This is a genomic window from Bacillus sp. 0102A, assembly GCF_036765155.1.
Taxonomy (GTDB): Bacteria; Bacillota; Bacilli; order Bacillales; family Bacillaceae; genus Bacillus; species Bacillus subtilis_G.
The window spans coordinates 373,645-390,381 of the sequence record NZ_JBAIZW010000003.1 but is presented as its reverse complement, the minus strand read 5'-3'; the positions used below and the strand labels follow the sequence as shown (position 1 = coordinate 390,381).

14 protein-coding genes are annotated in these 16,737 nt (G+C 44.4%); 2 read left to right on the top strand and 12 right to left on the bottom strand.

The genetic code is table 11. The annotated features are described in order from the left end of the window. Positions 1-5: 5 nt before the first annotated feature. From pgmB to V6D41_RS10100, 10 genes are all read right to left on the bottom strand, one after another. Positions 6-686, bottom strand: coding sequence for a beta-phosphoglucomutase (gene pgmB, locus V6D41_RS10145; protein ID WP_148962702.1), 681 nt, complete (start codon positions 684-686; stop codon positions 6-8). Then, a complete protein-coding gene (locus V6D41_RS10140; RefSeq protein ID WP_333518110.1) occupies positions 683-2,368 on the bottom strand; it encodes a glycoside hydrolase family 13 protein in 1,686 nt (561 codons plus the stop codon). Before V6D41_RS10140 ends, pgmB begins: the two co-directional genes overlap by 4 nt. Beyond that, positions 2,361-4,634, bottom strand: a complete 2,274-nt coding sequence (locus V6D41_RS10135) for a glycoside hydrolase family 65 protein (protein ID WP_333518109.1) — start codon at positions 4,632-4,634, stop codon at positions 2,361-2,363. Before V6D41_RS10135 ends, V6D41_RS10140 begins: the two co-directional genes overlap by 8 nt. Continuing rightward, positions 4,606-5,496 carry a DUF1189 domain-containing protein gene (locus V6D41_RS10130; protein ID WP_333518108.1) on the bottom strand — a complete coding sequence of 297 codons (891 nt, stop codon included), beginning with the start codon at positions 5,494-5,496 and terminating at the stop codon, positions 4,606-4,608. Before V6D41_RS10130 ends, V6D41_RS10135 begins: the two co-directional genes overlap by 29 nt. A 4-nt stretch (positions 5,497-5,500) precedes the next feature. Beyond that, entirely contained in the window at positions 5,501-6,337 is an 837-nt protein-coding gene (gene mdxG, locus V6D41_RS10125) for a maltodextrin ABC transporter permease MdxG (RefSeq protein ID WP_087993791.1), read from the bottom strand. Next, a complete protein-coding gene (gene mdxF, locus V6D41_RS10120; protein ID WP_333518107.1) occupies positions 6,338-7,645 on the bottom strand; it encodes a maltodextrin ABC transporter permease MdxF in 1,308 nt (435 codons plus the stop codon). A gap of 36 nt (positions 7,646-7,681) precedes the next feature. Continuing rightward, complete coding sequence (mdxE, locus tag V6D41_RS10115; protein ID WP_333518106.1) at positions 7,682-8,935, bottom strand: maltodextrin ABC transporter substrate-binding protein MdxE; 1,254 nt, start codon at positions 8,933-8,935, stop codon at positions 7,682-7,684. 93 nt (positions 8,936-9,028) lie between these two features. Beyond that, complete coding sequence (locus tag V6D41_RS10110; RefSeq protein WP_333518172.1) at positions 9,029-10,798, bottom strand: glycoside hydrolase family 13 protein; 1,770 nt, start codon at positions 10,796-10,798, stop codon at positions 9,029-9,031. A gap of 112 nt (positions 10,799-10,910) precedes the next feature. Further along, the gene (locus V6D41_RS10105) at positions 10,911-11,861 is read right to left on the bottom strand and encodes a LacI family DNA-binding transcriptional regulator (RefSeq protein WP_333518105.1); all 951 of its coding nucleotides are present in this window, start codon (positions 11,859-11,861) and stop codon (positions 10,911-10,913) included. 250 nt (positions 11,862-12,111) lie between these two features. Beyond that, positions 12,112-12,687 carry a TIGR00730 family Rossman fold protein gene (locus V6D41_RS10100; RefSeq protein ID WP_333518104.1) on the bottom strand — a complete coding sequence of 192 codons (576 nt, stop codon included), beginning with the start codon at positions 12,685-12,687 and terminating at the stop codon, positions 12,112-12,114. A gap of 117 nt (positions 12,688-12,804) precedes the next feature. Here V6D41_RS10100 and V6D41_RS10095 point away from each other — a divergent pair, with 117 nt between their 5' ends. Then, on the top strand, positions 12,805-13,125 hold the full coding sequence (locus tag V6D41_RS10095) for a MazG nucleotide pyrophosphohydrolase domain-containing protein (RefSeq protein WP_087993786.1): 321 nt from the start codon (positions 12,805-12,807) through the stop codon (positions 13,123-13,125). Between the two features lie 26 nt (positions 13,126-13,151). Here V6D41_RS10095 and V6D41_RS10090 read toward each other — a convergent pair whose 3' ends face one another. Together V6D41_RS10090 and V6D41_RS10085 are read right to left on the bottom strand one after the other, a co-directional pair. Further along, positions 13,152-14,753 (bottom strand): SulP family inorganic anion transporter, encoded by a 1,602-nt coding sequence (locus tag V6D41_RS10090; protein ID WP_333518103.1) that lies wholly within the window; start codon positions 14,751-14,753, stop codon positions 13,152-13,154. An 18-nt stretch (positions 14,754-14,771) separates the two neighbouring features. Next, positions 14,772-15,365 carry a beta-class carbonic anhydrase gene (locus tag V6D41_RS10085; RefSeq protein WP_333518102.1) on the bottom strand — a complete coding sequence of 198 codons (594 nt, stop codon included), beginning with the start codon at positions 15,363-15,365 and terminating at the stop codon, positions 14,772-14,774. Between the two features lie 392 nt (positions 15,366-15,757). Between V6D41_RS10085 and V6D41_RS10080 the strand changes: the two genes are divergently transcribed. After that, entirely contained in the window at positions 15,758-16,735 is a 978-nt protein-coding gene (locus V6D41_RS10080; protein WP_333518101.1) for a 2-hydroxyacid dehydrogenase, read from the top strand. The last annotated feature ends 2 nt before the right edge of the window (positions 16,736-16,737 follow it).

The window sequence follows — 16,737 nt, the reverse complement described above, 5'->3', positions numbered from 1 at the left end:
TGAATTCACTCTCTAATCTTCCTTATTCCATACTGCACCCATTCTTCGTTCAACAGCTCAAGCGTCAAATCACTGGTTTGTCTCACAATCAGATCAGCATCAAGCATTGACTGTTCATGACCGACTCCCACCGCAAACATCCCGGCAGATTTAATTGCGGAAATCCCTGCTTCAGCGTCTTCTATTGCCGCACAATCAGCAGGGGAAACGCCGAGCAGCGCTGCGGCTGTTAGAAAGATTTCGGGATCGGGTTTTCCCTTCGCGAGAGCTGTCGGGTCAACAATGGCATGAAAATCATCCATAATCTCCAAACGTTTTAAAATCGCGGGAGCATTACGGCTTGAAGACGCTAACCCGATTTTTATATTTTCACCTTTTAATTCACAAAGAAACCTGCCGATTCCCGGCAAAAGATCTTCCGGCGTCAATTTGCTGATCAACATTTGATAGTATTGGTTTTTTTGATCCATAAGTGCTTGTTTCTCCGCATTTGTATACTTTGTTTGCGCACCGCCAATGATAAGCATGCTTTCAAGTGACTCTGCTCTGCTGATTCCTTTTAGGCTTTCATTTACACTTCTGTTAAAGGGAATATCAATTTGTTCTGCGATATGCTTCCAAGCGAGATAATGATATTCAGCGGTATCTGTTATCACACCGTCTAAATCAAAAATGGCCGCTTTCATATGCGAATGCCCATCACAGCTTCATAAGGTTCGAGGCACATGCGTTTTAAGTCAGCCGGCTCCTGCGGATAGTTGGAAATCAGCACTTTCCAATGCTCACGGGCCAGTTCAGGAGGCGCTTCGAACAGAGCCTTGTCTTCCGACAAATTCACAACGACGAGAAGCTTTTCCCCTTGGTATTCACGGAGATAAGAAAAGACTTGCGGATCATTCTCATTCAGCAGCTGATAATCTCCATATATGATGGTCTTGTATTGCTTTCGTAATTGAATGAGCTTCTGATAGTAATAGAAAATGGAATCTTGATCTTCCAAGGACTCCTTCACATTAATATCTCGATAGCGGGAATTTACTGCTATCCAAGGGTCTCCGGCTGTGAATCCCGCATGTTTTTCGGCATCCCATTGCATCGGTGTTCTGGCATGATCCCGTCCTTTTTTCCTCACGGCTTTTAGAAACTCTTTTTCTGACATCATTTTGTTTTCAACGACTAGTTCACGATATGCATTTTTTATTTCAAGATCATCATACATCTCCAGAGGCATATCGCTGTTAACCATACCGATTTCTTCTCCCTGGTAAATAAACGGTGTTCCTTTCATACCGTGGAGTACCGTTGCAAATGCTTTTGCACATTCCTTACGCAGCTTCCCGTCATTGCCCCAGCGGGAAATAACCCTCGGCTGATCATGGTTTTCAAAATACAAGGTGTTCCACCCGACATTCATTAACGCGGTCTGCCACCTTGTCATCGTCTTTTTTAAAGCAATCAAATCAAACGGCTTGATCTGCCATTTCCCGTTTGGCGAGTTTTGTTCTGTATCAATATCCATATGTTCAAATGTGAAAATCATATTCAGCTCTTGCCTGCTTGCATCCGTGTACTTTTTCGCCTCTTCAATATCAGAGCCGTTTGCCTCTCCGACCGTCATGCAGTCGTAATGAGAAAGCACTTCCTTGTTCATCTCCTGAATAAATTCATGAAGGCGGGGGCCATTCGAATGATAACGGCCGACGATATAGCTGCGGATGTTATCTGTTTCGTAGTTCGGAAAATCGGTATACTTGGAAATAGAGCCGATCACATCCATCCGCCAGCCGTCAACGCCTTTATCCATCCAAAATCTCATCACATCATAAACTTCCCGGCGCACCGCTTCATTTTCCCAATTTAAATCAGGCTGCTTTTTTGAAAAGTAGTGCAAATAATACTGTCCTGTCCCTTCATCAATTGTCCACGCCGGGCCTGAGAAGATCGACCCCCAATTATTCGGCTCTGAGCCGTCCGGTTTCGGATCTTTCCAAAAATAGTAATCCCGGTATGGATTGTCCTTCGACTTGCGGCTTTCAGCAAACCAGGCATGCTCATTTGACGTGTGGTTCACAACCAAATCCATGATGATTTTCATTCCGCGTTGGTGCACTTCGTCAATCAGCTGAAACATATCTTCATTTGTCCCAAATTTTTCGTACATGTTTCTGTAGTCGCTGATATCATAGCCGTTGTCATCCTGTGGGGAATCAAACACCGGGGAGAGCCAGATCACATCCGCCCCGAGATGTTTGATGTAATCCAGCTTTTGAATCACACCTTGCAAATCCCCGAATCCATCTCCATTGGCATCATAAAAACTGCGCGGGTAAATTTGATAAACGACAGCTTCTTTCCACCATTCATTCATCAGGCGTGCTCCTTTCACATCGTCCATTTAGGACAACTGGTTCCTCATACACTTTCATGTGCAGCGGCTCGCCTTTTACAAGCTCAAAGACGGCGCTCATTTCATCAACCGTAATATTGATTAACCTGTTTCGATAATTGATTTTGAACGAATATCTGTCCCATTCTTTCGGCAAAAACGGGGCAAATGACAGCGTCTCACTCGCGATGCGCATGCCTGCAAAGCCCTGAACGATCGCGAGCCAGCTTCCCGTCATTGATGTGATGTGCAGACCTTCCTCCGTGTCATGATTATAATTGTCAAGATCAAGCCTTGCTGTACGCTTATATAATTCAAGCGCTTTCTTTTCCATCTTAAGTTCGGCTGCGAGAACGGCATGAACAGAGGGCGACAGGCTTGATTCATGAACAGTCATCGGTTCATAAAATTCGAAGTTTCGCCGTTTTTCCTCCATTGTAAAACGGTCATGGAACAGATAAATGCCTTGAAGCACATCTGCCTGTTTAATAAAATTGGAGCGGAGAATCTTGTCCCAGGACCAATTCTGATAAAGAGGCCGCTCAGCTGGATCTAATTCATCCGCTGATCGCAGGTCTTTGTCCAAGAATGTGTCATGCTGAATGAAAATTTGCAGTTCTTCACTATACGGATAGTACATGTGCTGGATGATTTTTCTCCAGACGTTCAGTTCTTCTTCCTGCACATCAAGCAGGCGGCGTTTTTCCGCTGAAACACTTTCGAGATTTTCCAATGTATATTCCAACGTCCAAGCCGCAATGACATTTGTATACCAATTGTTGTTGACATTGTTTTCGTATTCATTCGGCCCTGTGACGCCGTGGATCATATACTTGTTTTTTCGTTTCGAGAAGTGAACGCGGTCTGCCCAAAACCTGCTGACTTCCACAAGAACGTCTATCCCGTATTCCTTCATATAGTCATGGTCACCTGTATATTGGACGTAATTGCAGATCGCATAGCAAATCGCGCCATTGCGGTGAATTTCTTCAAAGGTGATCTCCCATTCATTGTGGCATTCATCGCCTGTAAAGGTCACCATCGGGTAAAGTGCCCCTTTCATCCCCAGTTTGGCGGCATTCCGTTTCGCTGCCTCCAAATGATGATAGCGGTACAAAAGCAGGTTTTTCGTGACCTCTGGTTCGGCTGTCGCCAAATACATCGGAACGGCGTACGCCTCCGTATCCCAATATGCGGCGCCTCCGTATTTTTCACCAGTAAATCCTTTCGGCCCGATATTCAAACGGGCATCGCCGCCATAATATGTCGAGAATAACTGAAAGATATTGTAGCGGATTCCTTGCTGAAGTTCCTCATCCCCTTTAATCTCTATGTCCGCTTTTGCCCACCTTTCCTTCCATTGATCAATGTGCCTTCGTTTTGCTTCTTCATATCCGTTCTCAAGTACACACGCCAAAAGCTCCTTGGCTTTCGCTAAAAGCTCTGCCTCCCGAAAATCACGGGACGTCGTGACAATAATAAACTTTTTCAAAGAAGCCTTCGTTTGGTAACTGTAGCGGTTCTCGACATACATTTCAGCTGTTTTATAGCTTTCATTGACAAAACCCTCTGTTACGTTTGCCATTGCGGCTGAAACGGTAAAGCGCGGTGTTTCAAACGGATTTTCGATCGTTTTTGCTGCTAAATGACCGCTGTGAGAATCAGCCCCTTTCGCTTCTTCCTGCCAAAATTGTTCTTGGTAGTTCGAATCTTCATTTGCGACATTTCCGTCCAGGTAAGGAACAAGTGTAATGACAGCATCTTCTGTCAGGCACTCCGCTTCATAATGAATCGCGCAAAGCTCTTTGACGGCAAGGCTGATAAATCGCTCTGATCTGATTCTGACGGTTTTGTCCTGAATGCGGACAATAGCGCTTCGCCGCAGAATCCCCTCTTTCATATTAAGTTCTAACTCAAATGACTCAATTGGGTTTTGATAAAGATCGACTTTTTCATCATCAATATATAAGTCTATGCCAATAAAATTCATCGCATTGATCACTTTTCCAAAATACTCTGGATACCCGTTTTTCCACCAGCCTACCCTTGTTTTGTCAGGGAACCACACGCCTGCAATATATGCGCCTTGGTGACTGTCGCCTGAATAACCTTCTTCAAAATTCCCTCTGACTCCCATATAGCCGTTGGCAAGAGAAGTCAGGCTCTCCTGCAGCCGTATATGTTCCTTTTGAAATGTATTTGTTTTGACTTTCCATTCATCAATCTCGAATAACCGCTGATTTATCATAATTTCCTCCCAAATGTAAGTTTCCATGATCACGGCGGGTTTTCGTCAAATATCTAAACGCAAAAGTGATCATCAAAGTAACGCCGCACGAATGGATCATCAATACAGTGATCAAGTTAAAATGAATCATACCGATAACAGCTGCGGCAAATGCCGGCAGTGCGGATGCGCAAACCGCCGCAGATGCCGCTTCCTTGAATGACGCAATAGAGATCATGTTTGATATTTTTGTGATCCAGAGGCCCCCCGCAAGAACAGCCGTTACAAATAGCTGAATCACAAAAATCACAGCATATGCCAGCATCATGATCATCGGCTTATACTGTGACAGCCACAATGTATCGATCAAAGCCTCTATATCATGGACGTTCGGTTTCTTAAACTCAGCATCCATTTTCGCATAGCCAACAGAAAACCCCGTTCCGTTCTGATCGGTGATCACCAGTTGATCGGATTGAAAGACGATGGCGTTATCAAATCCAGTTACATTCAATCGCCCATTTTCACCGTTTACCTGATATTCATGCTTCATATCAATCGCCAGCAAACTCTCTCCCTCTTCAATTCGATCAGAGCTCTTCCCGCCCGTCAGTTTTCCGTTTCTGATTTGATAACCTTGTAATTGATCAGCAAATTGATTATTAAGCTTTTGAATCGCTGACGGCATGAAAGATGTAACACTGAAGCGATCCATTTTCATAAACGAAACCGTAATCGGCGCCATCAAGCAGGCCGTTAAAAACATAAAGAGAAAACAGAGCTGCAGCCAGCTGAATGTATTCCCGTAACGGCAAACACCTGATGGAGACGCAGCCGCTTTTAGGCAGCGGATCATAAAACTTTCTTTTTGCAGATTCTTCATCGAATTACCCCTTTGTTCCGCCGGCTGTCAGCCCGGACACAAAGTTCTTTTGGAGAAAAAAGAATAAGACACATATCGGCAATGCGGCCAGTATAGCTCCGGCTGCAAACAGGGCGACTTTTTGCTGCTGCGGATTTGAAATAAAGGACTGCAATCCTACAGCGATGGTCAGCCTTTCCGGTGAGCGGAGCAAAAACTTCGCCAGCAAATAGTCGCCGAACGGCGCCATGAACGCCCAAAGCGCTTGTACTGCAAGCATCGGCTTAACAAGCGGGAGAACAATTGATGCGAAAATCCTCAGATGTCCCGCTCCATCAATTCGCGCCGCTTCATCAATTTCTCTCGGCACAGTATCAAAATAACCTTTCATCAGCCACGTGTTCATCGGAATTCCGCCGCCGATATAGATCGCTGTCAAAAACCAGTACTGATCGAGTGCGCCTATCAGCATCGCTAGGACATAAAAAGCAGTAAGCGCTGCCATCGTCGGCACCATTTGAATGATGAGAAAGAAGACCAGGCTCTTTTTTCGGCCTGCAAATCGATAGCGGCTGTACGTATATCCGGCAAGCGTCACTATCGTAACCTGCAATACCATGACCGATAACGCGATGATAAGTGTATTACTGTACCAATGAAGGTAAAGCGTCTCGTCAAATAGCCGCCTAAAATGATCTAAAGTCCAAGAACCCGAAAAATCAAGCTGAAAAGCCGCCGCATTTCCCACACGGAAAGCGGATGATGCCGTAATCAGCAATGGATATATAATGACTATACTTAACAGCGTCAAAAATAAATACGTACAGATTCTATTCAGCATTCTGGCCGTTCCCGCGTTCACCTACATAACCTCCTCATTGCCAAAAGCATTCGATTTTTTGAAAGCAATCAGGGAAATTCCAATGACAATGAAAGAAATTAACAGTGTAACAGCCGCCGCAACGGAATATTGCGGTGATGTGCCTGTTGTCAGTTTATAAATCCACGAAATTAAGATATCGGTCGACCCGGCCCCGGCTCCCGCGCTGCCCGGTCCTCCCTCATTAAATAAGTAGATAATCGAGAAATTATTAAAATTAAACGTATACTGGGTAATCATCACGGGTGCTGTCGCAAATAAAATCATCGGCAATGTAATATGTTGAAAACGCTGGATAAAAGTGGACCCGTCAATCTTTGCCGCTTCATACAGTTCACCTGGAATCGCCTGAAGCACTCCCGTTACCATGACATAAATATAGGGAAAGCCAAGCCACGTCTGAATCATAATGAGGGCTGTCTTTGTCCAGAAAGGATCAGTCTTCCACGCGATCGCAGGCAGCTCTACAAACGGCAGGTGATTTAATAAAGGAATCACTTGTGCATTCATCGCCCCTATGCTGTCGTTAAATAGGTTGGAAAAACTCATGATTGTAATAAAAGCCGGAACAGCCCATGGCAATAAGAAAATCATTCGAAATATCCGCTTGCCTTTTATAAAATCCTGATTAACGAAAAGTGCCGTCACGATCCCCAAAATGATTTGCAGCGTTGTCGCACAGATTGTCCAGATGATCGTCCAGCCAAGTACATTCACAAATGTTTCACGATAGGAGCCGAGGAAAAAAATATTCAAGAAATTTTTAAAACCGACCCAGTCAATCAGACTGTTAGGCGGGATATGATAAAAATCATAGTTTGTACATGCAACAAACAGAGTCACCAAAACCGGAAAAATAATCACAAACACCATCATGATATACGCCGGCAGTGTAAATAAATATGGAAACCCTTTATCACCCGCATGACAGATCATATCCTTGGCCGTTGTATTGACTTCCAAACCCGCTGCTTTCATAGCGGCGACCTTACGCGAATCATAAATAGTAAAGATATAGAACATGAGGAAAATCACCGTCACGATCAATTGCAGTGTGCCTTCAATCAGCATAAACAGTGAGTGGTCAACACCGGGAACACTTCCCAATGTAATCAATCCGGTGATCGCCTGAATACCGAAAACGTGTAATTCAAAAGCAAACAAGCCTGTAACGGCAAGAAACAAGATCCCCTTTAAAAACTGCTGATTCGCAATCTGCCCAAGTCCCGGAATGATTGATAAAAGCCCTGCCTTTCGTTTTTGCTCTGCAAGTGTGTGGTGTTTATTCATTTTTTCGCCCTCTATTCTTCCGAGCTGTCCCGCCGTTTATTTCACATATTTTTCTTTGATATTTTCCTTTATGACGTTTACAGCATCATTCGCTGACGTTTGCGCCGCTTTTTTTCCTGAAGCTGCATCAAAAATCAAACTTTCCGCTCCTGTCCATACCTCAGCCATTTCCGGAATATTCGGAGTCGGTGTCGCTGTTTCATATTGTTTAATCACAGCTGACGCCAGCTCATTTTTTTGCTCATCCGCTTTCTTTCTCGCAGCTGTGTTGGCCGGAACTTCGTTTGTATTCTCAAAAAAAGCGTAAGCATTGGCATCATTTGCAGCATACTCAAGCCATTTTTCAGCCAGTTCGGGTTCTTTTGTATATTTTGATGCAACCCATCCCTTCCCGCCGGCAAAAGGGGCATATTCTTCTCCATTTGGCAATGTCGGAATAGGAGACGCTCCGTAGTTTAATTCAGCCTCTTTATAGTTAGCAGCTGACCAAGGTCCGCCGATGATCGCAGCCGCTTTGCCATCTAAAAACATCTGCTGAATAAAATCGTCTGCACTTGAATTATCCTGCATGCCTTTTGGCCAATAGGTTTTAAACCATTTCTCCGCATATTTCACTGCTTCTACAGCCCCTTTATTGTTTAGGCCGATGTCCCCGGAATCTGTGCCGTTTTTTCCAAATACATATCCGCCGTAACCGGCCAACAAACCGTACGACATATAAAAGTCAGTCCATTTTGCCAAAAATCCGGTTGATTTCCCTTTTTCCGAAGCAAACGCAAATCGGGAATCCTCTGTTAATTCTTCAAGATCTTTAAATGTTTTTGGTGCTGTTTGTAAAAGATCTTTGTTGTAATACAAAACAAGTGTTTCAATCACTAGCGGCATTCCATACACCTTGCCGTCAACCGTTACTTGCTGCATCTCTTTATCTCCAAAACTTTTTGTGTGAGATGGCTTAATGTCAAGCAAATGTCCTTGCTGGCCCAAACCGCCTATCCGGTCGTAGGCAGCAAGCATCACATCAGGTGCATTCCCCGCCGGGCCATCAAGAGGAAGCGCTTCCAACTGCTCAAACATTTGCTTTTCAACAATTTTTATTGTGACATCATTCTCTTTTTCGAATGTTGCTTTTATGCTTTCAATGTAATCTTTATAGGTTTCTTCAACAGATACAGTCAGTACCTTTTTGCCGTCAGAGCTTGCTGGATCTTTTGAACTTGAGCAGGCGGCAAGGCCGAATGTCAGGACTGATGCCGCCAATAAGGCGAACCCCTTTTTAACAAGTATCATCCCTTTTCCCCCTTTATTTATGAATCTACAACAATTGTATGGTTCTTAAGAAAGCGGTTACAACATATTTTAACCTGTTACCGATAACAGAATTTAAACAGGAACGGCAGCACCCAAAATAAAAAATTCTCCCGGCTGAACGGCAATGACATCGTGATGATGAAGCGGCTGATCTGTCCATACATCGTAGATTTTCTTATTCCTTTCAATATTCAAATCTCGCAAACTGACATGTCGTGTCGCGTCCCCCTGATTAAAGAAATAAATCAGTGTTTTTTCCTCAAGAGTCCGCGAAAAACGAATAAAATGGTTTTGGTCATCCAGCAGATTCCACTCAAGTTGTCCCTCAGTCAATAAAGCATTTTCCTGTTTGCGCAAAGCAATTAACCGTTTCATAAATCGCAGCATGTCTTGGTTCTGCTTCTCTTTTTCCCAAACCATACATTTCCGGCATAATGGATCATTTTCGCCGTCCAGCCCGATTTCCGTTCCGTAATAGATGCATGGTGAACCTATCTGGGCAAACATAAAGGCCAGCAAAGCGCGTGCTTTTTTCTCGTCATTGCGGCATCTGGTCAAAAGGCGTTTTGTATCATGGCTATCCAGTACATTGAACATCACCTCATTGACCTGCTTCATTCCATTCATCAAATGGGCATTTACACGGTGGGCCATATGCGAGGCTGGAATCGTCCCGTCAGCAAAATATTCAATCATAGGCTCTGTAAAAGGATAGTTCATCACCGCATGAAATTCATCTCCTCTAAGCCAAGGTTCGGCGGAATGCCAAATCTCTCCTAAAATATAAACATCAGGCTTTTCCGCTGATACAGCTTGCCTGAATGTCTTCCAAAAAACGTGATCCACTTCATTTGCCACATCCAAACGCCAGCCGTCAATGTTAAATTCGCGAATCCAGTACAATGCAATATCTAGCAAGTATCTCTGTACTTCGGGATTAGCCGTATTTAGCTTCGGCATATCAGGTGTAAACGCAAACCTATCATAATTGTCTTCTTTGACAGGAAAAGAGTGAATATGAAACCAGTCTTTATAGCGTGATTGAGCTCCGTTTTTCACGACATCCTGCCACTGCGGAGAAGCGCTTCCTATATGGTTAAAAACAGCATCAAGCATCATTCTCATCCCCCGCTGATGAAGCTGGCTGACCAATGTGTGAAAAAGCTCCGGATCTCCAAAATGCGGATCAATAGAATAGTAATCCAGCGTGTCGTATTTGTGATTAGAAGGCGCGGAAAAGATCGGCGTTAAATAAATCCCGTTCACCCCTAAATCCTCTAAATAATCAAGCTTGTCAATAATCCCCTGCAAATCTCCTCCAAAAAAATCATTGACGTCCGGATCCTTGCTTCCCCACGGCAATGCATTCTCCGGTGACAAGTCTTCTCTTCCATTCGCAAAACGCTCCGGAAAAATTTGATACCAAACCGTTGATTTGGCCCACTGAGGCGCTTCGAATGTATCAGCCTCGTGAACAAATGGAAATTTAAAATAATAATGGATCGTCTCCAGCGTTTTTTCGTTATAAGGGCATACACCTGAACTTCCGAAAAAGATGTCTTCATGTCGGTCTGTAACAACAAACGCATATTGCAGACGCCTAAATGGCGGCACCACTTCAGCAAACCAATAATCATGCATGTCTGTTGCGGCAATTTTCCTCATCGGCTGCTCGTTTGCCGACCACCTGCCGCCGTTGTACTCATAAGGATCACCCCAAATGAATCGAATGTGATCTGCATCACCTTTTTTTGTCCGAATCTTGATATGCACCGTCCGCCCGTCATAAGAATAAGCATCAGAACTGAACGGCTGATGATGAATCGCTGCATATTCCATCATGTCTCCCCCTTTGAATTCCGTTTTCATTAGGCCGGCTCTTAGCTTGAAAGTATCATGATGAAATATCAGGAACAATCCTTTTCACCTTGTTACCGATAACAGAATAATTCGCTTACAGTGTTGATTCCCGTACAATCAACTCCGGTTCAAAAAATAGATTTCCTTGAGCGGCCCCGCCTTCATTCATTTTTTTCAGTAACATTCTCGCACAGGCTTCCCCCATTTCAACAACAGGCTGTCTGACCGTAGTCAACCGGGGCGAGGAGATGCGATCAAGAAAAACACCGTCATTCCCGGTTACCGCGACGTCTTCCGGTATTCGTTTTCCAAGCGATTGCACGGCACGAATGACGCCGAGCGCGATCCGATCGGATGCGCAGACAAACGCGGCCTGATGATCCAGAGATTTCAGCACTTCTCTTGCAAGGCATTCACTTTTCTTAGAACTGTTGTCGATCCGAAATATTTTCGTTTTTCTAAAGCTTTCATTCATTGCCCGAATGTATCCCTGTTCTCTTGAACGTTCAAAAGGCTCATCTAAATCAATACCAATAAAGACAATTTCCCGCTCCCCCAGCCCCATCACATGGCGGGTTGCCATAAAAGTGCCTTTCTCGTTATTTACATCGATAAAGTCATAGCCCATTTCATTTTGTCCAAATACGACCAGCGGCTTCTCAAAAGCTTTGATCACACCTTCAAAATCGGTCTTCCTCAAGCCGGTGGCAATAATGCCGTCGCATTGGCCAATATTGAGAGAGTTTCTTGTCACAAGCTGCAGAGCATAATGATTGCGATCCAGCTCCCGGCTGATTCCGGTCAGCAGGTTCATGTAATATGGTTCTGTCGTATTCATTTCCTCAAGAATCAACAGTTTGACAACCTGTGTTCTGTTTTGCACGAGCGCTCTTGCCGCATAATTAGGGATGTAATTCAGCTCTTTCATCGCAGAATGAACAAGCTTTTTCAATTCATCTGTCACCGTCTCAGGATGATTTATCACTCGTGATACCGTCATTTTCGAAACATTTGCTTTTTTTGCCACATCTGACAATGTTGCCATTTTCATCCCCTCCTTACCTGTGCATATTATCCAAACTAGTGAAAAAGTCCTTTATTTACAACTGAATAGACTAGCAGCAAAAAGAATAGAAAAAAGGAGATTTCCTTCAGGAAACCTCCTTTGTTGAAAAAACTCGATTTTTAGTTCATTTTCCACATGAAATACTCCCATAGAATAGAGGATCAAGGCCGTGGATGCACGGCCGGACTCAGAACAAATACGGCAGGTGGCTCACTTGAAGGCTCTTTTTTTAAATTTCCGTCCACTTTTTCTCTAAAATCGGATACGAGTAGTTCTGCATTTGCTCAATTAACTCATCCGGCCGTGAAGAGCTGTGGATCAGTTTAAGGTGCGAGTCGTTAGAAAACCCTTCCTGAATGCTGTATTTGATCATTTTCATCATCGGTTCAAAATATCCATTCACATTGTACAGTCCGATCGGCTTTTGGTGAATGCCGATCTGCGCCCAGCAAAGCACTTCAAATAATTCTTCATATGTACCGAAGCCGCCCGGCATGGCGATAAAGCCGTCCGCCAGCTCGCTCATTTTAGCTTTTCGTTCATGCATGCCGTTTACTTCAATCAGCTCAGTCAGGTTTTGATGGACGACCTCCCCGCTGAACAAACCGCTCGGCATGACTCCGATCGCAGTTCCGCCGTTTTCCATTATCGCGTCAGCAATCGCGCCCATCAACCCTACGCGTGAGCCCCCATAGACAAGGCCGATTCCCTGCTCAGCCATGTACGCGCCTAGCTCTTCCGCTTTTCTTTTATACGCTTCATTTCCCCCCGGGTTTGAGCCCGCAAATACACAAATTGTTTTCATTTTGTCATCTCCGCATCTGTATATCGTATCAAACGTTCAAAAAACACACTATATATTGTCCCACCTTCATGTGATAATATCAATATGAAATACATAAAGAATGCAGGAGTGATCATGTTGCAGCTGACTGATGCAGAGAAATGGATGAAAGATTTTTACGAAAAAAGAGGCTGGACAGAGTACGGACCGTTTATTCGAGTGAGCTTTTTAATGGAGGAAGCAGGAGAGCTGGCCCGGGCTGTCAGAGCATATGAAATCGGCAGAGACCGGCCGGATGAGAAAGAATCGTCACGAGCTGAGCAAAAACAAGAATTGATTGAGGAAATGGGAGATGTCATCGGAAATATCGCCATTCTTGCTGACATGTACGGTGTATCCTTAGAAGAGGTGATGAAGGCACACCAAGAAAAACTGACAAAACGATTTGAGCATGCATAAAAAAGCGGCCGTAACGGCCGCTTTTTTTAACCTCTGATTTCATCGTGGTGATCAAAGAAATGCTGTTTCCCTATTTTGTGAAATAGGCCTGTTTTATGCAGCAGTTCCTTCGGCTGCGATTGCAGTCCTACAATCATCAGCTTTCCGTTGTGGCGTTTAATTCGGTTCATAATGTTCCCTAGCACTGCTTCGGCCGACGTATCCATGTAGTGCACCTTATTCATGAGCAGAATAAGGATCTTTGGCTTTTTCTGTACATGCTCTAGCAGTGAAGATTCAAGCGAATCAATTGACCCGAAAAACAGCGGTCCTTCTATGGCATACATGCTGACAGATAGGTCTTCTCTCTTTGTTGTCTTCGCCAAAAAAGGATGCGATTCCTGATTGTGGATGCGGGTTGCTTCGCTCATTCTTCTGATGAAGAACACAAATGCGAGCAGCAAGCCAACTCCCACACCGACGATTAAGTCAAACAGAACGGTTAGCGCAAAGGTCGCTGCCAAAATAAAGGAATCAGCGGTTTTCAGTCTCAGCATGTTTGCGACTTCCTTGCGCTCACTCATATTCCATGCGACAACCATGAGAATCGGCGCCATACTGGCAAGCGGCACATGGGATGCATAAGGCGCGAATACGAGCAGGACAAGAAGAACGACTACACCGTGAACAACGCCTGAAACAGGCGACACCGCTCCGTTTTTAATATTGGTCGCCGTTCTGGCGATCGCTCCTGTTGCCGGGATTCCGCCGAACAGCGGCGCAGCCATATTCGCAATTCCCTGGCCGACAAGCTCCTTGTTGCTGTCATGCTTTGAGCCCTTCATATTATCAGCGACCATCGCGGACAATATCGACTCAAGGCCGCCAAGAAGCGCGATGACAAGGGCTGCCGGAAACAGCATGACCATTTTATCGAATGTAAGCTCAGGAAACTGAAATTCAGGCAAATGGCGGGGAATTTCTCCATATGTTGACCCGATCGTTGCCATGCGGTCAGGGAAAAAGACAACCGCGACCAATGTCGAAATAAGAAGCGCCAATAAAGCGCCAGGTACTTTAGGCATCACCTTGGCGGATACAAGCAAAATGACGAGCCCGATCACCGCTGTCAAAATGGCATACACGTTGAAGGTGCCGAGATTCTGTGCAATTTCAAACATGTTGTGATGAAAATTCTCATGTTTCTCAATATTACTCAAACCAAGAAAATTAGCGATTTGCTCTGTAAAGATCAGCACGGCAATCCCGGCTGTAAAACCGACGATAACAGGTTTCGGCACGAATTTCATGATCTTTCCGAGCTTAAACAGCCCGAACAGCACCAGCATTACTCCTGCCATAAACCCTGCAATCAACAGGTTCTCAAAGCCGTACTGCATCACAATGCCAAATAGAATCGGGACAAAGGCGCCTGTCGGACCGCCAATTTGATATTTGGAGCCCCCAAACAAAGAAATACAAATCCCCGCCACAACAACAGTGTACAGCCCGTATTCAGGCTGAACTCCCGAAGCAATGGCAAACGCCATCCCTAAAGGAATTGCCACTACACCTACTACGATACCTGCAATCAAGTCTTTCTGAAATTTCTGTAAATTATAGGACTTGAATCTCCCTGAGAATCGCATATTTTGCTATAACCTCCCTTATGATTGAGTGTTTATGAGCTCAGTTTCATAACCGTTAATGACGACATCAAGTTTTCCTGTTTCAGGGTGAATGACAAGTCCGTGAACCGGCACCTTTTTCGGCAGCAGCGGATGATGCTTGATCAAATTCACACTATGGGAAACGCTTTCTTCTACGCTGTGAAAACCAGTCAGCCATGTTTTCAAATCAAGTCCGGCGCTAGCAAGCAAGTTCAGGCAGCTTTCTTCCACTCCGCGTTCCTTTGCTTTCTCGAGAATCGAGGACGCATTCAGTCCCGACATCCCACATTCATGGTGGCCGACAATGCACACCTCTTCAGCCTGCAATTCATAAATCGCGACCAGTATGCTGCGCATCACGCTTCCAAATGGGTGGGAAACGATGGCTCCCGCGTTTTTAACAATTTTAGCATCGCCGTTTTTAAGCCCCATTGCTTGCGGAAGAAGTTCGGTGAGCCTTGTATCCATACAGGTGACAATGACGAGCTTTTTTGAAGGAAATTTTGTCGTTTTGTACGGTTCGTACTTCTTCTCTCTGACAAACCGCTGATTGTGTTCCATAATTGATGTTAAAGAAACCATTTGATTCATCTCCCATCCATATGATTTCGCAAGCCTTCTTACCCAGCTTACAGTAAGGAATTATAGCATAGGAATACGCCTCGAAAAGACTTTCACAAAAAGACACTATAATTGAACTGTAGAATAAAAACAGAAACATTTATATCTTTCAAAGATAATAAAATTTATATTTATTGATCCCTATAATCTGGCTTCAACTCGATATGGATGATTTGTCTGACAAAAAATATAGGTGAATTCAGATAATTAAAAAACTTATTTAAGACAATTTAGCTGTTCATCCGATTTCTATATCCATTTTAAGTTCAAAAGAACCAGAATTCAAAATGAACATAGCTATATTTTTAACATCTATTTATTTCCGATATAATAAAAAAGACAACAGCCATAAAGGGGGAGCCTTGTTGAAACCATTTGTATTCATCACAAAACCGATTCCTGAAGAGATTGAATCATTCATCGATGAACATTGCCGTTATGAAATATGGCAGGAAGATACGCTTCCGAGTGATGTGCTATTTGAGAAATTAAAAGATGCGGAAGGGCTTTTAACTACAGGAACGTCCGGACCGTCCATCAATCGTGAACTGCTTGAACATGCGCCAAAGCTCAAAGTGGTCAGCAACCAATCCGTAGGCTATGATAACTTCGATATAGAAGCGATGAAAGAAAGTGGAGTCGCCGGCACTCATACGCCTTATACACTGGATGATACGGTCGCGGATCTGGCCTTTTCTCTCATTCTATCTTCCGCCAGACGTGTTGCCGAACTGGACCGTTTCGTCAGAGCCGGAAAATGGGGAACCGTTGAAGAAGAAGCGCTTTTCGGCATTGACGCTCATCATCAAACGTTAGGCATTATCGGCATGGGCAGAATTGGCGAACAAGCCGCAAGACGCGCCAAATTCGGTTTCGATATGGAAGTGCTTTATCATAACCGCCATCGCAAACAAGAAACTGAAAACAGCATCGGCGTCGAGTACGCTGAGCTCGATACATTGCTCAAACAATCTGACTTTATTCTGCTCATTACGCCGCTGACTGATGAAACGTATCACATGATAGGGGAACGCGAATTTAAGATGATGAAGGATTCAGCAATTTTCGTCAATATTTCCCGGGGAAAGACAGTTGATGAAAAAGCGCTGATTCGCGCCCTGCAAGAAGGCTGGATCAAAGGAGCTGGCTTAGATGTATACGAAAAAGAACCTGTCACACAGGATAACCCGCTCTTACAGCTGGATAACGTGACACTGCTCCCGCACATCGGTTCAGCAACAGCAAAAGTGCGCTTCAACATGTGCAAACAGGCTGCCGAAAACATGATCGCAGCCATCCAAGGACAAACGCCGAAAAATCTCACAAGAGAATTTCAATAATA

What these genes read in the sequence shown, in the direction of transcription:
- pgmB (WP_148962702.1), bottom strand. Translation starts at nt 686, where the DNA reads ATGAAAGCGGCCATTTTTGATTTAGACGGTGTGATAACAGATACCGCT.
- V6D41_RS10140 (WP_333518110.1), bottom strand. Translation starts at nt 2,368, where the DNA reads ATGAATGAATGGTGGAAAGAAGCTGTCGTTTATCAAATTTACCCGCGC.
- V6D41_RS10085 (WP_333518102.1), bottom strand. Translation starts at nt 15,365, where the DNA reads ATGAATCAAATGGTTTCTTTAACATCAATTATGGAACACAATCAGCGG.
- V6D41_RS10130 (WP_333518108.1), bottom strand. Translation starts at nt 5,496, where the DNA reads ATGAAGAATCTGCAAAAAGAAAGTTTTATGATCCGCTGCCTAAAAGCG.
- V6D41_RS10110 (WP_333518172.1), bottom strand. Translation starts at nt 10,798, where the DNA reads ATGATGGAATATGCAGCGATTCATCATCAGCCGTTCAGTTCTGATGCT.
- V6D41_RS10135 (WP_333518109.1), bottom strand. Translation starts at nt 4,634, where the DNA reads ATGATAAATCAGCGGTTATTCGAGATTGATGAATGGAAAGTCAAAACA.
- V6D41_RS10100 (WP_333518104.1), bottom strand. Translation starts at nt 12,687, where the DNA reads ATGAAAACAATTTGTGTATTTGCGGGCTCAAACCCGGGGGGAAATGAA.
- mdxE (WP_333518106.1), bottom strand. Translation starts at nt 8,935, where the DNA reads ATGATACTTGTTAAAAAGGGGTTCGCCTTATTGGCGGCATCAGTCCTG.
- mdxF (WP_333518107.1), bottom strand. Translation starts at nt 7,645, where the DNA reads ATGAATAAACACCACACACTTGCAGAGCAAAAACGAAAGGCAGGGCTT.
- V6D41_RS10105 (WP_333518105.1), bottom strand. Translation starts at nt 11,861, where the DNA reads ATGGCAACATTGTCAGATGTGGCAAAAAAAGCAAATGTTTCGAAAATG.
- V6D41_RS10090 (WP_333518103.1), bottom strand. Translation starts at nt 14,753, where the DNA reads ATGCGATTCTCAGGGAGATTCAAGTCCTATAATTTACAGAAATTTCAG.